The 24514-nt window shown below is 68.6% G+C and carries 18 protein-coding genes and 2 pseudogenes; 14 read left to right on the top strand and 6 right to left on the bottom strand.

The annotated features are described in order from the left end of the window. Window positions 1-45 precede the first annotated feature (45 nt). Window positions 46-1095, bottom strand: coding sequence for a serine hydrolase domain-containing protein (locus O9271_RS14670; protein ID WP_298271184.1), 1050 nt, complete (start codon window positions 1093-1095; stop codon window positions 46-48). A 452-nt stretch (window positions 1096-1547) separates the two neighbouring features. Between O9271_RS14670 and O9271_RS14665 the strand changes: the two genes are divergently transcribed. The 9 genes from O9271_RS14665 to O9271_RS14625 all read left to right on the top strand — a co-directional run bounded on the left by O9271_RS14665 (window position 1548) and on the right by O9271_RS14625 (window position 9876). Then, window positions 1548-1703, top strand: coding sequence for a DUF1059 domain-containing protein (locus O9271_RS14665; protein WP_298271182.1), 156 nt, complete (start codon window positions 1548-1550; stop codon window positions 1701-1703). 1 nt (window position 1704) lies between these two features. Continuing rightward, a complete protein-coding gene (locus O9271_RS14660; protein WP_298271180.1) occupies window positions 1705-2187 on the top strand; it encodes a DsrE family protein in 483 nt (160 codons plus the stop codon). Window positions 2188-2709: 522 nt separating this feature from the next. Beyond that, entirely contained in the window at window positions 2710-4836 is a 2127-nt protein-coding gene (locus tag O9271_RS14655; RefSeq protein WP_298271178.1) for a hypothetical protein, read from the top strand. Between the two features lie 11 nt (window positions 4837-4847). Continuing rightward, the gene (locus tag O9271_RS14650; RefSeq protein WP_298271176.1) at window positions 4848-6134 is read left to right on the top strand and encodes a hypothetical protein; all 1287 of its coding nucleotides are present in this window, start codon (window positions 4848-4850) and stop codon (window positions 6132-6134) included. A gap of 1192 nt (window positions 6135-7326) precedes the next feature. Then, window positions 7327-8349 (top strand): hypothetical protein, encoded by a 1023-nt coding sequence (locus O9271_RS14645; protein WP_298271173.1) that lies wholly within the window; start codon window positions 7327-7329, stop codon window positions 8347-8349. Window positions 8350-8411: 62 nt separating this feature from the next. Beyond that, window positions 8412-8600 (top strand): hypothetical protein, encoded by a 189-nt coding sequence (locus O9271_RS14640; RefSeq protein ID WP_298271170.1) that lies wholly within the window; start codon window positions 8412-8414, stop codon window positions 8598-8600. A 156-nt stretch (window positions 8601-8756) separates the two neighbouring features. Continuing rightward, a complete protein-coding gene (locus O9271_RS14635) occupies window positions 8757-9149 on the top strand; it encodes a hypothetical protein (RefSeq protein ID WP_291267297.1) in 393 nt (130 codons plus the stop codon). Next, window positions 9073-9606 carry a family 20 glycosylhydrolase gene (locus O9271_RS14630; protein WP_298271168.1) on the top strand — a complete coding sequence of 178 codons (534 nt, stop codon included), beginning with the start codon at window positions 9073-9075 and terminating at the stop codon, window positions 9604-9606. Before O9271_RS14635 ends, O9271_RS14630 begins: the two co-directional genes overlap by 77 nt. A gap of 81 nt (window positions 9607-9687) precedes the next feature. Further along, window positions 9688-9876, top strand: a complete 189-nt coding sequence (locus O9271_RS14625; protein WP_298271166.1) for a hypothetical protein — start codon at window positions 9688-9690, stop codon at window positions 9874-9876. A 152-nt stretch (window positions 9877-10028) separates the two neighbouring features. Here O9271_RS14625 and O9271_RS14620 read toward each other — a convergent pair whose 3' ends face one another. Then, window positions 10029-11105: a cytochrome P450 gene (locus tag O9271_RS14620; RefSeq protein ID WP_298271163.1), complete on the bottom strand. Its 1077-nt coding sequence runs from the start codon at window positions 11103-11105 to the stop codon at window positions 10029-10031. Between the two features lie 145 nt (window positions 11106-11250). Continuing rightward, the gene (locus tag O9271_RS14615) at window positions 11251-12024 is read right to left on the bottom strand and encodes a hypothetical protein (protein WP_298271160.1); all 774 of its coding nucleotides are present in this window, start codon (window positions 12022-12024) and stop codon (window positions 11251-11253) included. Window positions 12025-12097: 73 nt separating this feature from the next. Here O9271_RS14615 and O9271_RS18480 point away from each other — a divergent pair. The 4 genes and pseudogenes from O9271_RS18480 to O9271_RS14600 all read left to right on the top strand — a co-directional run. Beyond that, a pseudogene (locus O9271_RS18480) lies at window positions 12098-12255 on the top strand (addiction module antidote protein, HigA family); the annotation flags it as partial. Window positions 12256-12703: 448 nt separating this feature from the next. Next, on the top strand, window positions 12704-15649 hold the full coding sequence (locus O9271_RS14610; protein WP_298271158.1) for a hypothetical protein: 2946 nt from the start codon (window positions 12704-12706) through the stop codon (window positions 15647-15649). Window positions 15650-15696: 47 nt separating this feature from the next. Next, window positions 15697-16836 (top strand): cyanophycinase, encoded by a 1140-nt coding sequence (locus O9271_RS14605; protein WP_298271156.1) that lies wholly within the window; start codon window positions 15697-15699, stop codon window positions 16834-16836. Window positions 16837-16948: 112 nt separating this feature from the next. Beyond that, window positions 16949-17286 (top strand): annotated as a pseudogene (locus O9271_RS14600) (IS30 family transposase); the annotation flags it as partial. A gap of 107 nt (window positions 17287-17393) precedes the next feature. Here O9271_RS14600 and O9271_RS14595 read toward each other — a convergent pair. From O9271_RS14595 to O9271_RS14585, 3 genes are all read right to left on the bottom strand, one after another. Then, a complete protein-coding gene (locus tag O9271_RS14595; protein WP_298271153.1) occupies window positions 17394-18275 on the bottom strand; it encodes a hypothetical protein in 882 nt (293 codons plus the stop codon). Between the two features lie 168 nt (window positions 18276-18443). Then, window positions 18444-19418 (bottom strand): AraC family transcriptional regulator, encoded by a 975-nt coding sequence (locus O9271_RS14590; protein ID WP_298271150.1) that lies wholly within the window; start codon window positions 19416-19418, stop codon window positions 18444-18446. A gap of 317 nt (window positions 19419-19735) precedes the next feature. Then, complete coding sequence (locus tag O9271_RS14585; protein ID WP_298271147.1) at window positions 19736-20959, bottom strand: alpha/beta fold hydrolase; 1224 nt, start codon at window positions 20957-20959, stop codon at window positions 19736-19738. An 834-nt stretch (window positions 20960-21793) separates the two neighbouring features. On the opposite strand from O9271_RS14585, the gene O9271_RS14580 reads away from it, so the two are divergent. After that, window positions 21794-24514, top strand: coding sequence for a serine/threonine-protein kinase (locus tag O9271_RS14580; protein WP_298271144.1), 2721 nt, complete (start codon window positions 21794-21796; stop codon window positions 24512-24514).

Genomic DNA, 24514 nt, shown 5'->3' with positions numbered 1-24514 from the left:
CCCTTAGCACGCGCTCCGAATGTCAGGGAACTCCAATACCGACCGCTAGCGAAACAGCGAGAAGAAATTGTTCGTCGGCCACGCCGTTACGCTGTTGAGCGCCGCGCTTACCGTGGGGTCTACCTGCTGACCGAATCCCGCTCCGGTGACATCGCGGGCATTGAACAGGAGCGCGATGGTCACTCCGCCGTTGTAGCGCGCCAGCCACGTCTGCGTGCCGGCCATGGAGCCGTCGTGCCACCAGTTCCCCGGACTCGGGCGATGGAACATGCCCAGCGCATAGAACGCCGCGGCGCTGGTCCACGTGCTGAGGGCGGGTCGGGCCAGCATCGCGTCGAGGCTCGTCGGCGTGAGCAGGTCCGGACGCTGCGGATCGCGGTCGATCGCGCTCATGAAGCGGGCCAGATCCACCGCCGACGCGATCCATCCGCCGTGTGCATCGAACGCTTCCACGGAGAACCCACCATCGGGAAACCGTACCGTACCGGCACCAGGGAAGACCGACGTCGTGCTGAATCGGTCGTAGTACACCGGCTCATCGGCCATCCGATCGCTTGGGCGCGTGCGGCCCAGCACCATGCGGGTGATGCCGGCGGGGGCGAGCACGCTGCGGACGTACGCCTCGTACGTCTGGCCGCTGACCCGCTCGACGATGCGTCCAAGGACGTTGTAGCCGAAGTTGGAGTAGGCGTAGTTCGTGCCTGGTGCGAAGTCGAGCGGCCGGCCGCGCATGTAGCGGATGATGTCCGATGCCGAGGCCGGCCCGGTGATGCCGAGCGCGGTGGCGATCTGGATGTTCTGGAATTGCGGATCGCCGGACACACTGGAATTCCAGCCGCCGGAGTGCTGCAGCAGGTCGCGAACCGTGATGGACGCGAGGCGCGGATCGGGCGACGTGCCGGCCGGCGCCGGCAGGTCCGGGAGCAGCGCGAAGGCTGGCGCGTCGAGTGAGAGGCGCCCCTGCTCGACCAGGCGCAACGTGGCGCCGGGAATACCGAACTGTCGCATCAGCGCCGGAATGCGCTGGTCGAAGCTGGCGAGGGCGGCGACCGGGATGCCGGTCATCGGCATGTCGGCGTACAGTGAGGGACGCACCAGCAGGGTGTCGATCAGGCGGGCGGGCGTCGCCAGTCCATCCCTCGACCGGGCGGCTCCGCTACCTCGACTGCTTCGGCCAGTGTGAGTCGGCTGGTCATCAAATTCCCGTTGCCCACGAATCGATAGTGTCGCTCGAACCAAGGAACACCAACAGACCGGCCTTGTACACGCCGAATCCCTTCCCAAAGTTGGGATGAATGATGCGCCATCAGATCGCCGAATCGGTCACCGCGCGGCGTACGCTCGAGGCTGGCGCCGCGACCATGATGCCATGCCGCCATTGGCGCATTAAGGGACAGACACTGGACGCCCCTTGGTAAATCCTTGGCGCCGGCGCGTCCGCGCGTCGCGGGCACCGCACCAAGGAAATTCCAAGTGCTCGCCAAGGTGTCCCGGTAGCATTGCCGGGGAAAGCCTCTAGCCATTTCCCCCTGTCGGAGAGCAGACGTATGAGCGGTGCCAAGAAAGTGTGCTGTGACTGCGGGACCGTGATCCGAGCCGGCACGGATGCGCAGCTGATCGCCGACGTGCAGGCTCACGCCACGTCGGTCCACAAACTGACGCTGACCCCGGACCAGATCCTGTCGATGGCGGAGCCTGACTGACATGGGTGCGTCGCCCCGTCGGGTGGTCGCCGCCCTACTGTTCGCCAGTCTGCCCCTCGCGCCGGCCGCGTCGGCCGTAGGGCAGCGTCCCGCCCCGCCCCCCTCCGCCGCCGCCATGCGCTCCGGCAGCCTGCTTGTGCACATCACCGCGGGTCCCAACGACCCGACCCGCGCCGCCCTGGGGTTCAGCGTGGCCAAGGCGGCCCTCGACGAGGGACACCGGGTGACGATCTTTCTCGCCGGCGACGGAGTGCAGCTGATCCGCGACGGGGTGCTGGCGTCGCTCGTGGGGCTGGGCACGGGCACGCTCCAGACGCTCTTCGACGGCTTCGTGGCGAAGGGTGGCCGCCTCTATGTGTCCAGCGGGTCGGCCAAGGCCCGTGGCGTCACGGAGGCCGACCTTGCCGGGAAGCCGGCGGAATTCGGTGGGCCGCCGCAGCTGGTGACGCTCGCGCTCGAGCACGATCGCGTGATCACGTATTGAGCCGTCCAGCCCTGCGCCCGGTCAGATGGCTTGCTCGTGAACGTGCGCAGCTCCAACCCCGCGTTCCCGGTACCACCCACAGTCCATTCTCCCTCGTCGCCGAGTGAGGGAACGGCGAGCCCCACGTTCACCACAGCTTTCCGCGAACCATTCCCAGATGGCCGCCTTGCAGGTACAATCGGCTGAGAATGTCGCGTTACGTGAACCACGGGCGGTGCGCGTGCACCACTGCGTGCACCACTGCCGGTACCGACGTCCCATCACTTCGGCGAATGCCCACCTCCGCACGAGCCGCTGCAAGGGTCCGGCGCGGGACCGCTTCGCCATCACTTCGCGACTTCCGCATCCGGATGGCCGGCTCCTCCCCGCCCTCAGCCCAACGGTCCCGACGGATCTGCCAGTTCCGAGTACCACGCGGCTGGCTTCCGTCATGATCGGCGACCCGACCGAGCGCAATGTGGTCACGCCCGGCGCGCTCGTGCCTGGCAGGGCAGATCGCACCACCGTGGCCGCGGTGGCTCGATGAGGGGGCGTCGGTCCGAAATCGGCGCCGTGCTGGGGCCGTTCCTGGTGCTGACCGCTTCCGCTGGCGCCGGCCTCCCGCTGGGTGCCGCGCGAGCGTCGGCACAGGAAGCGCCGGTCGACGCGCCAGCGGAGGTGCGGGTGCGGCCCGGATGGGACGAGACCCAGCCGCAGCCGTTCCGCCCGACGTTGACGTTCACCCTCTCGCGGCCGCTGACCGCCGGCGATGGGCGGCTGGCCGTTGTACTCGACGCGATCGACTTAAGCGCACTGCTCGTTCAGCGTGGCACGATGGTCACCCTGTCGCTGGCCCGCGAAGCACTGCCGGATGGACCGATGTCCGTCGCGGTGTACCTCGTCGGCACGGATGGGGCATGGCGTGAGCGCGGAACGTTCGCGCTGCGGCGCCGGACGCGCGTGGGATTCGACAGCACCGGGTGGCAGCCGCGGCTCGCCGCGCAGAGCGAGGGGCAACTGGCGCAGACGGGCGTCGCGCCAGGGCCCGGGGCGAGACCGCTCCCCTTTCAGGATCTCGCGTGGAACGGGGGGCTCTCAGGGATCGCCCGGCGCGGCGGCTGGCGAGCGGAGTGGCAGTCGCTGGTCGTGGCAAACGCCCGTCAGCCCCTCCGCCTGCGTACCAATCAGCTGGGGGCGGAGGCACCGAGCGTGGACCTGGCGTCGTACAGTGTGCAACTCGCGCACCGGCGGGGGGCGCTTACCGCCGGCCATGTGCAGGTTGGCAACGACCGGCTGCTTGCCAACCAGTTTCGCAGTCGCGGTCTCAGTGCGCGAGCCCCCCTCGGCCAGCGCGCCGAGGTCACGATGGCATCGGTGTCGGGATCGGAACTCGTCGGCTGGAATGATCCCCTCGGCCTCGCGCGCCCGTCGCACCGCCTGCAGGTGGCGAGCGTCGCGCTCGAGGCCCTGCCGAAGCAGCCTGGACTGCTTCGGGCCGAACTCACCGCCATGGATGGATCGCTCCAACCCCTTCCCGCCTTCTCGCAACAGGCCGTCACCGATCGCGAGCGCAGCCGCGGCCTTGGCGCTTCCCTGTCGGCCGCCTTGCCGTCCCAACGCGCACGGCTGGCCCTGGGGCTCGCGCGTAGCCGATTCACCAACCCGGTCGATCCACTGCTGAGCGGCACGGCGGCCATCGTGGCGGTGGAGGAGACCGCGCGCTGGGCCCAGTTCGCCGAACTGTCGGTGGAGGCCCTGCGTCAGCGCGCCCTCTTCGGCGTGGTCACGTCGCTGCAGCTCGCGGCGCGACACCAGCGTACCGATCCGCTCTATCGCAGTGTTGCGGCGTTCCTGCAGGCGGACCAGAAGCAGGATGCGCTCGATGCCACCGCGGCGTTTGGCCCGGTCCAATGGCAGGGCAGCGTGAGCCAGGGGCGCGACAATCTCGCCAAGCTGGCCAACCTGTTGACGACCCGCTCGCGCACCCGATCGACCAGTGCCACCGTGCCGGTCGCGACGGTGTTCGGGAGGCCCACCGCATGGTGGCTGCCCACCGTGACGGCGTCCTGGCAGGGGAGCGGGCAGGTCGGTGATCCCCCGCCGGACAGTGCCGGGTTCCGGTCACCGGTCCAGCGCCCGGACCAGTGGAACACCAACGGCATGCTCAGTGCCGCGTGGCAGCGGGAGTGGTTGCAGGTGGCGTGGCGTCTCAATCGGTCGGTCGTGGACAACCGGCAGGAGCGCCGGGCGTCCTCCGATTTCCGGTCCATGGTGCAGGCCATCACGATCAGTGCGGCGCCCTCACCCAAATGGTCGCTTGGCCTCGACCTGTCGGACGAGCGGCAGCACGCTGTGGAAACGCAGACGCACGCCCACTCCCGTCGGGTGGCGCTGCAGGGCGACTGGCGGCCGTTCACCTCGACGGCCCTCAACGGGGCATGGTCTACCATCCTCTCCGATGACCGGGCCGCGACGCGCCGTGGCCGCAATGACGAGTTCCGCGCCGAGCTATCGCAGGTCCTGCGGCTGCGACGCTCCCCGACCGCGCCCGAGTTGCGCGTCTTCGCGCGCGTCGCGCGGACCCGGATGTTCATGCGGCTCGGTGACCTGCTCGAGCGTACTACGCCCCAGCGGAGTTTCTCCGCTGGGGCGAGCGCGCGCATTTTTTGACCGGGCCTTCCATGCTGCGGCTCCGCTCTTCCCTGCGTGCCCTGTTCACCGCCGCCATCGGCGCCATGGTCGCGCCGGAACACCCGGCCCGGGCGCAGACGGTGCGCCCCACCGGCGTCAACGTCGCGGCGCAGTCGGCCACGACCGTCTTCCTCACGTTCGACGGCCTGACGGCCGACCAGACGGCTACCGAGGCCTTCTGGTGCGGCGCACTCGTGTCCGCGCGACCTGCGCGCGGCCTCCGCTGCGCCCCCGGTACCCTGTACGGTCAGCTGCCGCTTCGCTACGACCTTGCCGTCCGAGGAGGGCGCGCCTTCACCGACGTGATGAGCATCCCGGCATCGGTCACCCGTCGCGCCTACCAGGATGCGGCGCGAGGGCGGTCCTCGGAGTTTTACTACGTGCGGCGCTTCGTCGACCGCACCGGTGGCCCCGACGTATATGTGTCCGTCATCTGTCGCCTGACGCAGGGGGGCGCCACCACGCCCCTCTCGCTGACCGACGTTCGCCTGACCTTCGCGAGCAGCAGTGCCGTACCAGTCCTGTCGACCGAGGCCGTCCCACCCGCCTGGTGGGCGGACGTCCGCTACACCGGCACCGGCCGGCTGGTTGGCCGCTGGGAAGTGGTACGCCCGGGTGAGGATGCACCGACCCCTACCGACTTGCTCACGGAGGCGAGCCTCCCCCTTGACGAACGCGCCAGCCAGCGGCGCTACATGCAGGTCGGCCGCTTCAACGAGTTTCTCCCGCCGGCGGGACGGGTGCGACTGGCCGGGCCCGATCCGGCGCGTCTGCCGCGCGATGTAGATGGCGTATATCTCCTGCTGCTGCGGATCGAGGCCGGTGACGATCGCGATGGCGTGACCGATCCCTCGGGAATTTCCAGCGGGCCGGTGGCCAGTGCCGCGGTGGCGGGGTTTCCGCTGCCGGTGTTGCGCTATGTCGTGGGCCGGGCGTCGACGGCCGACGCGGCGGCCATCGAGGAACCGAATTCACCCGATCGCCTCGGTAGCGTGTCGCTTCTCGCGCCGGCGCCGAACGCCATCGTGCCGTCCGGCCCCTGGAACTTCGCCTGGGTCCCGATCGCGGCGACGGCAACGTACCGCCTGGAGGTCACCACCCAGAACGGGACCGCGGTGTACCAGGCACTCGTGGCCGGCGACAACGCCACGTATGCGCCGCCGCCATTCTTCGCGAAGAAGGCCAGCGGCGCCCCGCTGCGATGGCGCGTCCGCGCCTTCGATCTGTCCGGCCGGGAACTGGCGCGCAGCGTGTGGCGGCGGCTTGACCAGCCATAGGCCCCTTCGTGCTGCAGGCGGTGGAGACGGCCGTACGCGCAGGGTTGCCAAGTCGGACGTGGCGCCGCACGCTGATGTGGCAGGCGGTGCCATTCCACGAGTGCCTTGCAGTCGCGGGCGTGAACGTCGCCGCTCCGGCGTCGTCGCCCGTCACCGTTTGCTCACCACCATGTCCGGCAGGTTCGCGTAGGGTCCACCGGGCAGTCTCCCATCGGGCAAACTCCCCGCTCCAATCTGCAAGAAGGTGAACGGTCAGCTCATCTGTCCCTGAAGTTCGTCGCGAAGGCCAACTCACACCCATGGAGTGAATCGTACCATGCGCCGCTTTCCTATTCTCCTCGCGGTCGTCGGCTGTTTCCTCAGCACGGCGGCGGTGCGGCAGCTGCCAATGGTGTGGTTTTCGAATCAATTCCCGCCAGACGTAACGGTGGATGAAGGCAATAGCGGAACCCGGGTTGCCCGGTTTGAGATAACCCATGAACAGTTGACTAGACCCACCACCGTTACGTACACCGTCGCTCCGGATCAGAACCACCCAAACGTCCCGACTGCCGTCGGTGGGACGACCTGTGGTCCAGCTGTCGATTTCATTGCGGTCACCAACAGGGCTTTCACTATTCCGGTCGGCGCCCCCAACCCTACCTACATCGACGTCACCATCTGCGGAGATACCGAAGCGGAACCTACCGAGGTCTTCCGGATCTCTTTCGACCGGGGTTCCCCTAACGCGGCGGATCGCAACGTGGAATGTCTTGAGCGGTGCATAAATCGGGGCTACATCCGGAATGATGACGGCACCCCACCGCCTCCCCCGAAACAGTGCACGATGAATGGGAAGCCGTTTCCTTGCCCCCCTCCAAAGCCCCCCACACCGCGCTGCCGGATGGTGAACGGTCAGCTCATCTGTCCCTGACGTCACCCTGTACCGAGGTAGCACCGTGGGTGATCCGCCTCACCACGCCACGGTGCGGATGCGGTCGACAGCCGCGTTCAGCGCGGGGGACATGGCTGCGACGGGCGCGGAATCGCCTTGGTCGGCATCTTTGGCCGGCCGCGCTACGCGTTGGTGTCGTGGCTGCGCCGACCGTTCCCGTGAGCCCCGGCGATCCTCGCGCGGCGGGGTACCTACACCGTCAGCATACCCGGCGCACGCCGGGCTATGCGCCTCCCCAACTGAAACGTGGTGGTTCCCATGTGGATGGTGAATCGCGTCAGCGTCCTCGCGGCCATCGTGAGCGTCGGACTGTTGTCCCCAGCGCGGCGTCCGCCGGCGGCCCCGTCGGTGCCGCCGGTATCCCTGCCAACCGAAGCCGCGCAGGCCCAGATTCAGGCGCTCTTGTCGGCCGCCGCCGCGAAGATCAAGGCGGTCCTCGATGAGGATCCGAAGCTCCGTGAGGCCCTCCGAACCGAGCTCGAGGCGATCCGAAGGATCGCCTCCCCGCAGGCCCGCGCGGCCGCCATCACGGCATTCCAGAGCAAGTACGCCGACGCCTACGCCCGGGTGCTGACGCGGGCGGGCGTCGACCTGTCCTCGTTGGCCGCGCAATTGAACGGCCTCATGCCCGGATTTCGCTTCCGGGCTGTTCCCAAACGGCATTACATCTCGGCTACCGCCGTAGTTGTGCCCACACGAGCCCTTACCCCGCTGCCGGTACGCCGGACGACGGCCATCACGGCCTTCGAAAGCGATAACGCATCGGAGTGCGGCGTGGTCCGTCAGACCGCGCTCTCCGACGGGATCAGTCTGGAGACGGAGGCGGGAAGTTTCTCGAGCTGCCATGTCGTAACCACGCGTTCTGCACGCTTCGATGTGCCGAATGTGCGCGAGGCCTCGATCCAGACGCCGTACGGCGCTTCCGTCGTGGCAGACGCCGGAACAATCGGCGGCATATCCTCGTCGCTTACCGTGACCAGCGCTGCAGTGTGCCCCAGTGGTTCGCTGTACACCCCCGCGTTCGATCGCTTCATCCCCTGCCAAGGCGACCAGATCGAACTCTTCCGGATTGTCGCCTCGGTCTTTGTGGTTGGCTTCTGGAGTGCAACGGAGGAGGCGGGGGACGCTCGATCTCCGGCCAGTATCGGGCTGCCGGTCAATCGGGCCGGCATGCGCTTTGCCATCAATGGGTATTCGTGGAACTCACCGGGAACCCTCGGCTGGGCGAAGGGGCGGGTGTCAAATCAAGGTTACGCGGTGACCCTGCAAACCGCCGATTAGCTGCGGTAGCGTGCGTCTTGCCTCGGTCGCCTCGACGCGTCGGTGACGGCCCTCAGCTTGTGGTGAGACATGCTGCTGCCCCCAGCACCAACCCGGTGGCGCGCCGCGCCGCCGTGGCCGACCTGCAGCGGGCGCATGCGAATGCCACGGAGCGGCTGGAGGTGGGGTACAGCGGGAGCGACATCCCGCGGCTGCGGCAGTACTTCGCGGAGGCGAAGGCGGTGCTGGATTCGCTGGGGCGGGAGCGGTAGGGGGCGGGGGGGGCGGAAGCGATAACAGCGGAAGCGGAACCTCGGAAGAACACGGGTGGTAGCCATGACGGCGTGGGGGTCCACCTCCCGCGCGTTCCAGCCTACCCCCCGCCAGCGGGTCCGCTGGCGCCCACCTTGGCAAGCCCCGGAGGTCCCGTGTCCGTGTCGCGCACCCTGCTGCTCGTCCCGCTGTCGCTCGCGCTCGCGGCCTGCGTGCGCACCAAGTCCGTTCTGGTGGATCCCAGCGCGCCTCCGCTCCCGGCGCTCGATCCCGCCAACGTGCGCATCTTCACCAGCAGCGAGGAGCTCGACACCCTCGCGTACACGCGCGTGGCGCTCATCGAGGCGACGGCCTCGGGGGAGTTGACCTCGCAGAGCGGCATGCTGCAGGCCATGCGCAAGAAGGCGGCCAAGCTGGGCGCCAATGGCATCCTCCTCCCCAGCATCAACGAGCCCGGCGCCGGCGCCAAGGTTGCGGGGGCGGTCTTCGGCACCGGGACGCAGCGCAAGGGCAACGTGGTCGCCATCCGCATCACGGGGCGGCGGTAGGGCGCGGCCGCTGCCGCAGTGCGCTCATCCCACCAGTCCTCCGCCGGGCGACTGTGACCGCCCCCACCCGCCTGCGCGCCGGCGCACGGCTGGCCGTGCTGTTGGTGGCGCTGCTGCTCGTGGGGATGACCTGAGACAGCACCGAGGGCGAGAACGCGTCCCTGCTCTCCGTGACCCGTCCGCCTTCGAGCGGATTGCGGCCGTACTGGCGCCGGAACAGGCCAAGCCTTTCCTCGGCTGTCCGGTGCAGATCCCGACGGAGTACCTCCTCGAGCCCACGCATGTCGAGTCCCTGGCGTACCCCCGCCTCACGGCCCTGAGCGAGGGGCTGTGGAGTCCAGAAGCCCGCCAGGACTTGGGCAGCTTCATGGCGCGCCTCCCCGTCCACCGGCAACGCCTGGGCGCCATGAATGTGAATTACCGGGAACTGGACACCCCGAAAACGCCGGTGCCCTGACGCGATACGCCGCGTATCGATCCTGTTATCGTCGCTCCGCGTCCGTGACACCGGATCGCGGGGCGTCACGGTATGGGTGGTATGGAACGCCTTCTTCCCCCCATCCCCACCGACGCGCTCGTGCCCGCACGCGCAAAGTCGGTGACCCGCACCTTTCTGCTGGGCGGCCTCCTCGGGGCCGCCCTCGGCATCGCCGGTTTCTCGGTGAGCCAGGCGATCGCCGGCCCCGTCATGAAGCGCACCGTGGACGCGATGCCGTCCGCCACGTGAACGGTTTTGGCTGCGCGCCGAGCGACGAGGCCACGAGCAGCGCGCAGGCAACGGCGACATCGGAGAACGAGGGGCGAGGTGTCATGGTCGTGTCCCACTCCACCAGAAATACACAAGAGGGAATGGCTGGTCGGCGGCAGCCAATGACGTGATCACGGTGACACGGACGAAGACGCCGCACGCTGGTGCAACACCATGCGCAGCCCGTGGGCCGGCCGCAACGCAAATGCGCGTGCCCGCGCCAAGCGGGAAGTACGAGAACTTGGGCCGCTCCGTGTGCTGTTCACCGGCGCACCGATGGCATACGCGGGCGGGTAGAGACGGATCGTTTCTGCCACCACCTGCCGCGTGTACCCCAATCGCGGCAGATCGGCAACCGTGGGCGCGTGGCCCAACGCATCCACCTCCGCCTGCAACCGCGCCGCCACCTCCGGATGCCCGGCGAGAAAGATCGTCAGCACTTCGTCGCGCAATTGCCTGTCGCTCATGCCCGTACCGTCGCCTTCGGCATCCGTGGCGTGCAACAACATCGACAGCAGATCGCCACGATCTTCGCCGCTGGCCCGACGAGCAGCGATGATGCCGTAGATCGTCTCGTCCAGCCGTGCGCGTGCCTTGCGAAAGCGACGGGCGAAGGGCAGCGGCAATCGCTCGATGAGCCCCGGGAACGGCAGCATGATCAGCGCAAACGATTCGAGCACCGTCGTGACCGCCGCGCCGATCTCGTCGGACTCCGCATCCACGTTGGCATCGAAGAGCGTCTTGCTCACGACGGCCAGCGTGAGGTGCATCATCTCCTCGTGCATGTCGACGGTGGCGCCATCCCGCCAGCCGTGGGCCGTACGTGTCGCCAGCACCACCATCTGTTCGGCGTACGCGGCGATGCGATCGCGATGGAAGGCCGGCTGCGCGAGCCGACGCTGCCTGAGGTGAAACTCACCCTCACTCGTCAGCAAGCCGGTACCGACCACGCGCTGCGCCCGCTCGAGCGCTCGGCCCTTCGCGAACGAGCGCTGATGCGTGACGAGAATATCGCGAATGAGCTCCGGGTCGTTGACGATCGCCCAGCGCGCTCCAGCGAGGTTGAAGCCCACGACGGGGCCGTACTCGGCCACCGCCGCCGCCATGAAGCCGAGGAACGCGCCGCGGAACCGCAGCAGGAGCTCGCCCGGGTAGCGATTTCGCGGACCGGGAGGAGAGAGCGGCGGCGCAACTGGCGCGTGTGTCATGCCCGAAACAACGCGCGGGGGGCGCATTCTGGTAAGGCACGCGATGGGCTGCCGCCTGCGAGGAAGCGGAACGACGCCGTCCCCCCCGCGCCCGGCATCGGCGATTGCCGTGTGCTGGGGGTGTAGATCCGGTCACCCGCCGCGGTCACTTCTTCGCTTCGGGGAAGCGCGCGATCTCCTTGCCGTCGGGGCCGAGCACGACGATCGCCGGGTCGTCGTGCTCGTCGACCCGAAGCAGGATGCGTTCGCGCCCCTGCGCGTCGCTGAGCACCAGCGCGGCCGTCTTCGGCGTCGCGGCCAGGGCCACGCGCACCGACTGCATGGCGTAGTGGCGCTTGAGCTCGCGGACGTCGGGGTCGTTCGGGTCGGCGCTGCCCTGCGCCGCCTTCTTGGCGCCGCGATCGACGGCGTCCATGTCGACCGCGGGACCGGTCGGCGGCTGCTTGAGCAGGATCTGCGCGGCCTGGCTGCCGTCGTCGGCTTTGCCCGTGCCCAGCACGACCGCTTCGAGCGGATGGTCGCGGTAGTCGAGCGAGAGCATCGCGTGGCTGTCACTGGCCGCGTAGCCGCCGACCTCGTTGCCCTTCGGGTCGAGCATGACGAGGCCGGCCATCCCCGGCGGGACGGTGCGCTCCCACTCGCGGCCCGCGAAGGGTACCTTGGGCATGTCGTGGCTGAGGATGTAGCGCCGGACGCCGTCGGGGCCAGCGACCGTGAGCCGCTGCACGGTCAGCTCGTCGAAGCGCGCTGTACCGCCGCTTGCCTGCGACTCCTGCACGGCGAAGGCAATTATGCCCGCCGCGAGCACGAGGCCGAAGACGGCGAGCAGGCGCCGATGCCAGCGCAGCTGGCTCGCCAATTGGGCGATGGCGACGGACGGATCGACCGGGGAAGGCGACGACAGGGCGGGCTGGGTCATGGGGCAGGTGGCCGGATAGGAATTTCAAGCGGGGTGGGTCGACTACCTGTTGAACATAGAGCGGTGAGCCGAGATCGTTCGCGAGGATTTCCTACCCGAGTACAACCTGTCGGTCACGGCCTTGACCGAGGCCGCGGGGGGGCACGGCAGTCCATGAACGAACTCCTGGGTGAGCGGCGGGCCGTCAGTCCAGAGATGGCCCTGCGGCTCGTCAAGCTCCCTGGTAGCTCTTGCACTTGAACTTCCCCCGCTTCCGCATAGCCAGTCTGGCCGCCGTGTAGGAGTACGATCACGGGGGCGCAGGTGATGCCGGCGAGCGGTCGGTCGGCGCCGTCGTCTCCTGCCAGACTTCCGCAACGCCGAACTCCAGGACGGCCATGTCGCTGGCCATCGCATGTGTGGGCCTCATGCAATGCATGCCGATGCTCGTCGGACCGCGCTAACGCGTTGTCGCACCTGCGCGACGTGCCCATGCGCGTGTGTCCGACAGCCACCCGGGGCCAAGGCCATGATTGTGCCGGCCAGACGACTGCGAACGCCGGGCGCAGTGCCCCGCCCTCACCGGCGCAGGCTGCGTTCCATCCGCCGGGAGGCCCGGTGCTCGGCCGAAACCGTCACCCTGCATGGGCCGTAGACCACGCGGACTGCCGATGATGCCGTTCCCCACCCTCAACGCTCCATGACGCAACCCCACACTCGCCGACCGTTGCGCGGACACACCACGACGGCCGTTGTCACTGCCATGCTGCTGCTGGTGGCCAGCCCGCTGGCAGAGCCGGCGCTTGGTGCCCAGGAGGCACCCGTGTTGGGCCCAGCCCAAGGGGCTCCTACCGTGCGGTGGCGCGTGGTGGAGGGGCGGAACGCCCGCGTGATCACCCCCGACGCCCTGGTTCCCGAGGCGCAGCGACTGGCGACGCTCATCGACCTGGTGGCGGCGCGCGACACCACCACGCTGCGCGCACGCGCGCCTCGCATCGACGTGGTGCTCCGCCACCAGCTGGCGCAGCCCAATGCCTTCGTCTCGCTCATGCCCAGACGTTCGGAGTTCTTCCTCCAGCCGCCCCAGTCCAGCGGGTTGCTGGGGAGCGGGGATTGGCTCACGCTCCTGGCCGTGCACGAGTACCGGCACGTCAAGCAGTTCTCCGCGGCGCGCCAGGGGTTCACGCGAATCGCGAGCGCCCTCTTCGGCGAACCCGTGTGGGGCGCTCTGGCCTTCCTGTCTATCCCCCCCTGGTACTGGGAGGGAGACGCGACCGTCACCGAGACGGCGCTCACCCCCTCCGGGCGCGGCCGTCTTCCCCTGTTCGACGCCGACTTCCGGGCGCAGCTGCTGGAGCGCCCGGTGCCATCGTTCATGACGGTGATGAGCGGCTCCTTCGCCCAGCAGTGGCCCAACCATTACGTGCACGGCTACCACCTCATTATCGCCGGGCGCGAGCGGTTCGGCCCCGACGTCTGGGACCGCGCGCTGCGGGCCTCCACGCGTCGTTCCTTCATGCCGCTGGAGCTCTCCCAGGGGTTGCGCAAGACGGCAGGGATGAGCGCGGGCGCCCTGCACCAGGTGGCGCTGCGCGCCCTGCAGGACAGCGTGCGGGCGGCCGCGGCGGCGGCCACGCTCACGCCGGCCGCCCGGGTTGGTCGCACGCCGGCCAGCTGGACCGACGACCTGTTTCCGCAGTGGGAGTCGGACAGCACGCTGCTGTCCATGCGTCAGGGGCTGGCCGACCGGCCACAGCTGGTGCGCCACACCGCGACGGGCACGACGCGGCTCCGGCTTCTCGGTCCCGCCGCGGAACCTCCGCTGCTGTCGGTGGGCGGTGGGGTGGCGGCGTGGGTGGAGTATCGCCCCGACCCCCGCTACGCCCTGCGCGGCTACAACGTGATCCAGCTGCACGACCTGGCCACGGGGGCGACCACGCAGGTGGGGGACACCACCCGGTACAGCGCGGTGACGGTGTCTCCCGACGGGGCGCAGCTGGCCGCGATCCAGCAGCACCCCGACAGCGGCATGGCGCTGGTGCTGCTGGGACGTGACGGGGCGGTACGCCGACGCGAAGTGGCGCCCCCCGGCGACCAGTTGATTGCCCCGCGCTTCACGCGCGACGGCGGCGCCCTGCTGCTGGTGCGCATCCGACGCGGGCAAGGGCAGCGCGTGGAGCGCTGCCCTGTGGCCGGCGGCGCGTGCACCCCGCTCTCCCCGTGGGCCTTCAACGGTCTGTCTTCCCCCTTCGGGAATGACACGCTGGTGGTGGCCCACCTTCCTGTGGAGGGGCGCGACCAGGTGGTGGCATGGCGCGCCGCCACGGGCATGTGGTTTCAGGTCACCGAACGGCCGGTGGGGGCCATTGACCCAGTGCTGTCGCCCGATGGACGGCGCCTTGCCTTCACCGACCACACCGCCAGCGGCCGACGCATCGCCACGATGGAGCTGGACCCCGCGCAGTGGCGGGAAGTGTCGGTGACGCCCCCCGACCGTCCGCGCGTGGCGGCGTTGGCGGCGCAGGAGGGGGCGCCGTTTCGCCCCGACACCATCGCGGCCGATCGGACGTTGCCGGTGCGCAACTTTTCCCGCTTTGAAGGCGTGTGGAACCCCGTGGGGGTGTCGGTGGAACTCCCCCCCTTGGGCCCGGATCTGGGGGCCACGGTGAACTCGCGCAACGTGCTGGGGACGGTGGGCATCGACGCGGGGGCGCGCTACAACACCCAGGAGCAGGCGTGGGGAGGGCAGCTGGGGGTGACGTACGCCGAGCGGCTCCCGATCGTGCGGGCGTGGGTGGACCAGCGGAGCCGGCGGGACGACTACCCGGCCGCCACCACACCCGCCGGCCAGCGGGAGGGGGGGAGCTGGACGTGGCAGGAGCAGTCGGTGGGCGCCGGGGTGGACATCCCTCTCGACTTCACCCGCTCGGCTTATGACACCCGGCTGCAGGTGGGCGCGCGCCTGGAGGAGCGCCGCGTGAGCCGCAGCACCCTCCCCGGGTGGTTTGCGCCGGATGCCGGGAGCGTGCGCCCAATCACGCTGGAGCTGCGCGGCATGCGCACCATGCAGTGGATCCGCGACATCATCCCGGAGCGGGGGCAGGCGTTCGAGGCCATGATGCGCCAAACGCCGCTGGGGGGGACCTTCAACGGGACCCAGTGGTACGGCCGGGTGCAGCAGTACGTCCCGGGGGTGGCGTCCAATCACGGGGTACGGCTGGACGCCGGCGGTGATTGGCAATCGCTGCAGGAGACCGCCACGGGACCACGCCCCTATCGCTTTGCCACGCGCCTCCCCTTCGCGCGGGGGTACACGGCGGTGACGGCGCCGCAACTGACGCGGCTGAGCGCGGAATACCACGCGCCGCTGTGGTACCCGGACTGGACGCTGGGGTCGGGACAGCTGCAAGTGCGGCGACTGCGCATGACGCTCTTCGGGGACGCGACCACCACCACCACCCGCACCTTCCCGCAGGGGGTGGCCACTTCCGTCTCGGAGACCTTCCGGTCGGTGGGAGCGGAGCTGTGGATGGATGCCGCGTGGTTTCACCCCGTGCTGCAGCTCCCGGTGGGGGTGCGGTGGAGCTATCGCCTGGACGGGGCGCAGCGCGGGGGGCGGACGCAGATCGTGATCGGCATGCCATAGGCGGCCGGATTCTTGTCGGGCGGGCTCTCGGCCGCAAGATTGCCACCATGCCAGCCGTCGCCCGCGATCGCGGTGCCCGCACGCCACCGACCGCCTTCGCCGTGTGCCGCTGCTCGCGCCTGATGCGCAGCGTGCCCGCGCGCGGCGGGCAGATGATGGTGGCGAGCGCGGCGTTCGGGCTCCTGCTGGCGGCGTGCGGCGGTGTCGGCGATCCGGTGCCCCCGCCGACGTCACCAATTGGCGCCCTGCCGACCGGCTACACGGCGTACGTGACGGGCACGCCCAATGCCACCGCCTCGCCGGCCGGTGGTGTCTATCTGGCCGGTGGCGGCACCGATGACGCGGTGGGCATGGCGTGGCTTCTGGCCCAGGGCGGCGTTGCCGGAATCACCCGCGGGGGCCAGCCGTACTTCGGCGATGTGGTCGTGTTGCGCACCAGCGGCAGCGACGGCTACAACAGCTTCCTCGAACGGCTGGGAGCCAATTCGGTCGCGACGTACGTGATCACCTCCACCGAGGGCGCCAACAGCGATAGTGTGGCGGCGGCCATCGCGCGTGCCGAGGTACTCTTCCTCGCCGGCGGTGACCAGTCCACGTATGTGAACCGCTGGACCGGCACACGCCTCCAGCGCGCGGTCAACACGCGGGTTGCCCAGGGCTATCCGATCGGGGGGACCAGCGCTGGGCTCAACGTCCTCGCGGGGCACATCTACTCCGCCCAGCTCACGTCCACCACCTCGGGCGTGGCGCTGGCAAATCCCTACGACCGCTCGATCACATTCGCGAAGGACCTGTTCGACGTCCCGCTGCTGGCCAACGTGATCGCCGAGCCGCACTTCGTGACCCGCGATCGCATGGGGCGCCTCTACACCTTCCTGGCTCGGCTGCAGGCCGACGATGGTGCCCGCGCGCCGCGGGGGCTCGCCGTTGACGAAGGGTCCGCCGTTGGCCTCGCGGCGAATCACCGGGCAACCGTGTTCGGCGCGGGAGGTGGCGTGTATCTGCTGACCCCGCCGCCGTCGCCCCGTGGCACGCTGTCGGCCCCACTCACCTACCACGCCATGACGGTCGCGCGGGTGCCAATCGGCGGCACCTTCGATGCCGCCAGCTGGACGGCCCCGGGCCCCGTGTACTCCGTCACGGCAAGGGCCGGCGTCCTGACGTCGTCGAACGGGGTGATGTACTGAAGGTGGCAGGCCGGGTGCAGACGCCTGGTCGCCGCGCTGGCGACCCGGACGAAGGAATTCGAGGAGGAGCCCCGGCGGCGCAACACGATGTATGCGGAGGCGACGACAGCACCGCCGCTGGGGCCGTGCCTGGAGCCGCGCGCCGATCGCGTACCGGCTGATGCTCGATGTTCCCGACGATCCCACGATGCGCAGTAGCGCGGAAGCGCGGAAGCGATTTACCAAGCCCTGTACATCCAAGGTCGGGGGGCGCTGCGTGGGGAACTCACGGCGTGCTTGCGTACCGGGCGGGCACTTCGCCTGCCACGCCTTGAGGGCTCGGCCATCGGCACGCTCGTGGAGCGGACCAGTTGCTTCACGCTCTTGCTGCATCTCCCGCGCATGGCGGGGCATACGCCGGGCATGCGTGTCACCGACACCAAGCACGGTCCGCCGCTCGCGGGGCACGGTGACGCCCTCGCACTGAAGCTGGTGCTAGATCATCCGTACGCCACATACCTCATGGTGCGGGGATCGGTCAGGCGGGTGGCTGGCTGTAGATGCCGCCGAAACGAGACCTACTTCGCCTGAGCGGCATTTCCCGAACGGTCCTTCTTGCTCCTGAATGTGAAGGCCGCCCCAAGATCAAGCTGCATTCCCGAAAAGCGGTATGGCAGCTGGTTGCTCATGCCGTCCTCAACTCTCTGGTCATCGACGCGTAACAACAGGTCGGGGTCCGAGAACGTCCTGCTGGTCCACTTTTCATCGCCCTCTTTCACGGTACCGGCGATGTTGATGCGGCTAGTTCGGGCAAATGCCAGCTGAACGCCAGTGTTGGCAAACAGGACGCTGTTGTGCTTTGCGCGCACATGCAGGCCGATACGTGGCGCTACCGCCCACGCCTGGTCTACGACGTGAAACCCGATATCCTGATCGTAAAGCTTGGTCTGATCCACCATCAGGTAGTCCTTGTTTCTTGGTCCCCCCGATGTGATGCCATAGCCCCCAATCACCCTGGAAACGGCGCTGCCAACGGCCAGACCGACACCATCTGAGAACCGAAGCATGTAGTCGGCTCCCACATCGAACTGCACCCCATACACCTGTCCGTTCTTGGCCCTATTGGACAGGAATGAGTTGAGATAAGGCCGGACGCTGAACGATGTCCTGACGTGATCGGTCACCGCGTACTGCACTCCGAGGGTGATGGCCTGAGCGAATGCCCGCTGGCTCAACCGATAGTTCGAGGAGATGGTGTCGACTGGGTAGGCCCCATTGGCCATGCCATCGACGTAGCGAAACACGACCTGAGCCGCCTCACGCTGTATAGGTAGCAAACTGTGCGCGACCGTGATCTGTACTTGCCCGGCCTTGGGCTCGCGTGCGGGCTGCGCCTCGAGCCGGGCACCAGCAACGAGAAGCACGCTTGTGATCAGGGTGTTGCGCGCCGGGTTGCTCATGCGATGAAATTGGGAAGGGTTGAGAGATGGCATGCTGCTTCTGCATCAGCCCGAGAGATCACGTCGGGGCAAACCATTGACTCTGGGAACTTCCCGTGGACCTGCGCATCCCGGCGGGACACGACGGTCGGGGCCAACGGTCGTGCGGGCTCGCGCCGGCCCTGAGGGCTAACTGTCGCCGCCCACCCACCGGCGGCGAGCCCGATGGAACGCGCTCACGCTGGAGAAGCCGAGCAGCGCCGCCTGCTGCGTCGTCGTCGCGTGGATCTCGCCGCGATCGGCGCGGAGGAGATCCTGCCGGGCTTCATCGAGCGTACCGCGATAGGTCTGCCCCTCGTCCGCCAGCCGACGCAGCAAGGTGCGGTGACTCATGTTGAGCTGCCTCGCGAGGAGCATAGCGGACGGCTTGACGCCGTGCAGCATCGCCTGCCGAAGCACGGTCTTCGCCCGGATGACCGTCGGCGATGGGGAAGGTGAGTGGGTGAGCAGCGAGACACATTGACGTTCGAGATAGGACGAAAGCTGCGGGATGGCCTTGGGAAGCGACGCTCCGAGAACGGCCCGGTCGAACTCGATCGATGTTCGCGTGGCGCCGAATATCGGCGCGACCCCGAATACCGCCGCGTGCGCCGTCACGTCCGCAGGCATCGCGTGCGAAAATGCGATCTGCCGGGCCAGCAGTGTCGTACCGACAACGGCCTGCAGCCCGACCCACATGCTGGCGGCAGCGTACTCGGCGGCGGCGCGAACGCCGAGCCGCGAGGCCGGACCGCTCGATCTCCAGCCAAGCATGACCCGGTCGCCCAGATACTCCGGAAGCGACCATTGGTCCAGGCTTCCCCACAGCCGCTGGAAGCGAATGGCGCGTTCCAGCGATTCGCCCAGCGTCTCGCTGGTGACCGCCAAGAAGCCGATGAGGCCATGTGTCTCCACCGGCACCCGCGCAACCAGCATCGGCAAGGCAGGGTTCCGGTGCCGCCGCATCAGCCGCTCCCACATGGCGAGGTACGCCTCGACCGGCAAGAAGCCGACGACGTCAGAGCCAATGTCGGCGGCGATGCCAAGAGTGGTACGTTCGACCGTCATGTCCAGATCGACTGCTTCCGCGGCACGCAGCACCGACGCGAACTTGGCGATCGACACCACCGCACTGCTGGCGGGACTCATCGCCCGGGGCATCCTGCTGGGCTCGGCGCAATTTCCTGCAGCGTTGCGGCGACGCAACTGCCGTCTGTGGCAGCGTCCAGCATGCCCCAAACGTCTCCTGTACAGCCCGACGTGAAAACATTGCGTCGGGACCTACGTGGCACCAAGTCGACACGTCCGAATGAGACACATCGGACACACCGCCTTTGAAGGGTCGACCACTGGGTCAGCGAACTTGAGTTGCCGTCGCGACTTCCCGGGGGGCCAGTGCGTCCCGGGGGATGCACTGGCGGCACAGCGACTTGGCGCACGGGTCAGCGAATAGTCGTTGGGAACGTGGTTTTCGCGAGACACGATGTGTTCGGCGCCCGCGACGGGTCTCGGACGAACTCGCGAAAGATGTTCGTGCTGCACGGCTCTTGGAACGCCAGAATGACGTGCCCCCAGCCAGGAACCACCACTTTGTAGGCTTTGCTCAGCGAAGGCGCCAGCGCGTCGGCGGTCTCCTTGGGCGTGTTGCTATCGGCCGAGCCGCTTATTAGCAGTGTCGGAATGCTGCTGGCGAACGGACTCCGGTGGGCATCGGAGACCCTCGACGTCGGCAGCAGCTCACAGGGCAGCGGCTGTTGGGGGTTGGCGGCGCGAAATGCCGGGCGCGCGCTGCCGTTGACGGCATTCCACCGCGCGGTCGTGGCGAGCGGCCCGTAATCATAGCAGTTCACCGCGATGAGGGCGCCCAGCGCGAGGGTCTCCTGAACCGCAGCTAAACAAGCCTGGGCCTGTTCAACTACCGGCGCGAGCGCATTGAACTTCGCTTCGTCATTCGTCGCGGCGGCGCGCAGCATGTATGGAATGTAGGACTTGCCCTGCGAGAACTGGGTCAGCGTGCCGAGAATGCCCACGAACCCCGACGGGTCAGCGCCCGCCTCCTCCAGCGCGCGCAAGATGTCATCGAGATCCCGGGAGGGCGACGGGTACGCCGCCTTGCAGGCAGCGTCGGCGGCACATTCCTCGAAGACGCGCCCGAGCGCCGACTCGAGGGACTTGGGTGAGCTGGAGAGTTGGGCGTCGAACGGAACCGATGAAACGCCCTCGATCATCGTGGATCGCACGGAGCCGGGGAACAACCGCATCACCGTCTGCGCCAAAACTGTACCGTATGACTGGCCGTACAGGTTGAGTTTTTCGTAGCCCAGCGCCGTGCGCAGCATCTCCACGTCCCGCGCACTCTCCTCGGAGTTGTAGGCCGCGAGATCGATGCTCGCTGCCTTCAGCCGACTGAGGCATGCCGGGGCTTCCTCGTTGGCTCTGCACATGAGCGCCGGCTTCGAAGCGCCGGTGCCGCGTTGATCGAAGAACACGATCTCGCGGCCGGTTGCCCTGGAGGTCCCGAGGCCGAACTCCCCGCCGAGGACCTGGGCGTAGCTGCTGTAGGTGCCGCCGGGTCCTCCCTGCAAGTGGACAATGGGATCCTTGGTCACGGTGGCCGCCCCCTTGAGGATGAGGACGGACAGCTGGATCGACTTGCCGTTGGGCACCGCGTGGTTCTCGGGAACCGTAAGCGTCCCGCAGCGCACGGTCGTTCCTTCGCTGAGCCCCGGCGGAAGGGGCTGTGGGCACGCCGTTGCGGCGAACCGTCCTGATCCGTCGGGCGTCGGGCCAACGGCCCCATCGTTGTCGCAGGCGATTATGCCGGCCCCAAGGGCCAAGCTGGACACAAGCTGTCTGGCGCGGGAACGAGATGAAGTAGTCATACTGAAGCGATACCCGGCGCACTGCGCGCGAGGTAAACCCGAGCTCGCCAATCTGCTGCCTTTTCTTGCCAAAAATTGATGCAGGCCCCGCGCCGGTGGGGCGTAGTTGATTCACGCGAGGTAGGCATGCAACGGGGGGAATACCCCGAACAAGCACGGGCGCCCAAAGCGGAGTTCTCTGGTGATGTTTCTGCTGAATGCGCTCTCATTCACGGGCGCGTGGCGCACACGCTTCACTACCGCGGACACCAGCACCTTCCGCAGGGGAATGGACAGCGCGTGTCGGTGCCATTCATGTCGCGGACCGGCGGGAGCGGCCCGCCCCGCGCCGGTGCTCGCGCCGCGGAAGACCACGCCATATACTCGACAGGAACCATCTGCTGCTGTGTCTGCCTGTCTGCTCGACGTCGGTGAAACCGGGGGAGGTCGCGGCATGACCTGAGCGCCTGACCGCAGGCGTGCCCGTGCCCTGTCCCTACTCCCGACCACCGGATGCCACCACTCGAGCCGTCGCCCACGCCCTCGACGACTGACCCCTCAGGCTCGCGCGGCCCGGACCACGACAGCGCGGCCAGGACCGGGACCGCCTGCGGCGCGGGTGCGGTGATCGGCCGCTACATGCTCGACCACGAGTTGGGGCGTGGTGGCATGGGCGTGGTGTGGGCGGCACGCGAGCATGAGACCGGGCGTGTCGTCGCACTGAAGCTGCTGGCACAGGGACTGGATGCGGAGGCCGATCGCCAGCGCTTCCTGCGGGAGGGCCAGCTGGCTGCCGCCATCGACCATCCGCACGTCGTGTACGTCTACCGCACCGAGGACATCGACGGGCGTCTGGTGATCGCGATGGAGCTCGTGGGTGGCGGCACCCTCGAGCACAAGGTCGCGCAACGCGGACCCTTGCCGTGGGTCGAGGCGGTGCAGGACATGCTGCAGGTGATCGCCGGACTCGAGGCGGCCGAGCGACAGGGCATTCTCCATCGCGACATCAAGCCGTCGAACATTTTCGTGGGGGCCGGGGGCGAGCTGAAGGTCGGCGACTTCGGATTGTCCCGTCCGGTGGAGTCGGCTGGGGAGATGCGCCTCACCCAAACGGGGCTGTTCATCGGCACACCGGTCTGCTCGTCGCCTGAGCAACTGCTGGGCGAGGCGCTCGATGTCCGCTCGGACATCTATGCGGTGGGGGCGACGCTCTACTACCTGCTGACCGGTGCGTTTCCCTATTCGGCCACGAGCGCCGCGCGACTCATCGCCCAGGTCGTCAGCGAGGATCCGACGCCGCTCGCCCACCACGGCGTCAGCGTGCCCCCTGCGGTGGAGGCGACGCTGATGACCTGTCTGGCGCGAAAACCCGACGCGCGGTGGGCATCGTACGCCCAGCTTCGGGCGGCGCTGGAGGCCGCGTTGCCCCAGAGTTGGACGTCGGCCGAGCCGGTGCGCCGCTTTGCGGCCGCGTTCCTCGACGTCGTGCTGGTTGACCTCGTCCTCGCCACGCCGCTCACCCTCGCGCCTGGCGCGGGCGGAGCGGTGCGGCAGGCCGTGACAGCGAACGGTCTCCCGCTGCTCGCGGCACTCGGCCTGGGCATCATGGAGGGCGTCGTCGGGTTCACGCCGGGCAAGCGACTGCTGAAGCTTCGCGTCATCGCCAACGGGGGCGGACGCGCGGGATGGCGAGCCGGGCTGGCGCGGGCCGCGGTGGTCAGTGCGGATTCCTGGCTCATGCTGCTCCTGCTGGCGGGTGGCGTGCTGTCAGCGGAACAACTTGAGACGCATAATAGCCTGTGGTTCTGGGTGCTGCCGGCCCTCCTGTTCCTGCGGGCGCGCACGGCCAACGGCTGGCGCGCCGAACATGATCGCTGGACCGGCACCCGGGTGGTTACGACCCGGCCCAGGACGGCGGAACGGACGCGTGATGACCACACCAGGTCAGGACTGCCGAGCCGGCCGGTACCGATGGTGATGGTGGGGGAGTATCAGGTCAGCGCCCAGCTGGACTCGCCGGATTCCGTCCTGCTGGCTCGAGATCCGGGACTCGGGCGGTCCGTCTGGCTGGTGAGCGGCGCACCGCTGGTCGGTTCCGCCGCGCACGCCGTTCGCCTGCCACGCATTTCGGCACCCCGCTTTCTGGAAACCGTCGTCACGGACACGGAATCCTGGGACGTCTACGCGGCCGTGGACGGTGAGTCCCTGCGCGAGCGTCTCCAGCGCCCGTGCCCGTGGCCGGTCATCCGCCGCTGGCTCCTGGATCTGACGTCCGAGGTGGCGGCGCGTACCGGAGCGCCGATGCCCGACGGTACGAGCGCCCGTCTGCTGATTGCCCCGGACGACCAGTTGCTCTGGGTGCCGTTCCGACTTGCCGGAGGGTCCCCCACTCATGGTGGGGGCGATCCGGACGGCCCCCATCCCTTCCGGCACTTTGCTCAGGCCATTCTCGCCGCCCCGCGCGAGGACACGCTACGGGAGTTGCCGCCCAAGGCCCGCGCGCTCCTGGACGCCCTCACGACGGGAGCCCCGACGCCCGACACCGTACGCGACGCCATCGCCGCGACGGGTGTTGTGTCCGGCACCGTCTCTCGCGCGAGACGGTTGGGAACCGCGCTGGTCTGCGCCGTGTCTCTGGCATGTGTGACCGCGTGGTTCATCGGCACGAGAACCACGCAGGAGCGGGACCGGGACGCGCTGGTGGACTTCACCACGTGGATCGCGGCGGATCCGACGCCCTCGGCGTCCGCCGCGGGGGCGCGCGACGATCGCGACGCCTTTGCCACCTATCTGGCCGCGCGCGTCGCGGTCCCCGCCGGAGGCGACTCAACACGCGCGGCGCTGCAGGCCGGAGTTCGAAAACGCCTCACCGTGCGGGAGCAGCGGGTGTTCGACTCCCTCCTCGCGGCTCACCCACGCCCAGTCCCTCGCGACAGCGTGGCGGCGGACCGGCGCCTGCTCACGGAGCTCCGCGCGACGCCACCCGGAATGATCACCCTCGGGGTGCGAAATGCCCTCGGCTTCATGTTCGCGATGGCGCTGATGACCAGTCTGATCACCCTGACGATTGCCGTGGTCGGGCGACGTGGCCTGATGCTGCGCCTGCTGCGCCTCGACCTCGTCGACGACAGCGGCGCCCCCGCCACGCGTTGGCGCCTGTGCCTGCGGCATCTCCTCATTGCGGCACCCGCCATGGCCGGGTTGTGGGCCGTGTCGTTGATGCGCATGCAGGCGCGGGCCAGCCTGTACGTCATGGGGCTCGTCGTCGGCACCATCCTGCTCTGGCTATGGAGTGCGTGGCGCACCCCCTCGCGCAGCCTGTTCGAACGCCTGTCGGGCACCTGGATGGTGCGCACCTGA

It is taken from the genome of Gemmatimonas sp., from assembly GCF_027531815.1.
Classification (GTDB): domain Bacteria; phylum Gemmatimonadota; class Gemmatimonadetes; order Gemmatimonadales; family Gemmatimonadaceae; genus Gemmatimonas.
Note: the sequence above shows the minus strand (reverse complement) of the source record. Positions and strands in the feature narration are given on the sequence as shown.

Bases quoted from the DNA above. Each gene is read 5' to 3' on its own strand.
- O9271_RS14665 (WP_298271182.1), top strand. From the start codon at position 1,548: ATGAGCGGTGCCAAGAAAGTGTGCTGTGACTGCGGGACCGTGATCCGA.
- O9271_RS14660 (WP_298271180.1), top strand. From the start codon at position 1,705: ATGGGTGCGTCGCCCCGTCGGGTGGTCGCCGCCCTACTGTTCGCCAGT.
- O9271_RS14655 (WP_298271178.1), top strand. From the start codon at position 2,710: ATGAGGGGGCGTCGGTCCGAAATCGGCGCCGTGCTGGGGCCGTTCCTG.
- O9271_RS14650 (WP_298271176.1), top strand. From the start codon at position 4,848: ATGCTGCGGCTCCGCTCTTCCCTGCGTGCCCTGTTCACCGCCGCCATC.
- O9271_RS14645 (WP_298271173.1), top strand. From the start codon at position 7,327: ATGTGGATGGTGAATCGCGTCAGCGTCCTCGCGGCCATCGTGAGCGTC.
- O9271_RS14625 (WP_298271166.1), top strand. From the start codon at position 9,688: ATGGAACGCCTTCTTCCCCCCATCCCCACCGACGCGCTCGTGCCCGCA.
- O9271_RS14620 (WP_298271163.1), bottom strand. From the start codon at position 11,105: ATGACACACGCGCCAGTTGCGCCGCCGCTCTCTCCTCCCGGTCCGCGA.
- O9271_RS14615 (WP_298271160.1), bottom strand. From the start codon at position 12,024: ATGACCCAGCCCGCCCTGTCGTCGCCTTCCCCGGTCGATCCGTCCGTC.
- O9271_RS14610 (WP_298271158.1), top strand. From the start codon at position 12,704: ATGACGCAACCCCACACTCGCCGACCGTTGCGCGGACACACCACGACG.
- O9271_RS14605 (WP_298271156.1), top strand. From the start codon at position 15,697: ATGCCAGCCGTCGCCCGCGATCGCGGTGCCCGCACGCCACCGACCGCC.
- O9271_RS14595 (WP_298271153.1), bottom strand. From the start codon at position 18,275: ATGAGCAACCCGGCGCGCAACACCCTGATCACAAGCGTGCTTCTCGTT.
- O9271_RS14580 (WP_298271144.1), top strand. From the start codon at position 21,794: ATGCTCGACCACGAGTTGGGGCGTGGTGGCATGGGCGTGGTGTGGGCG.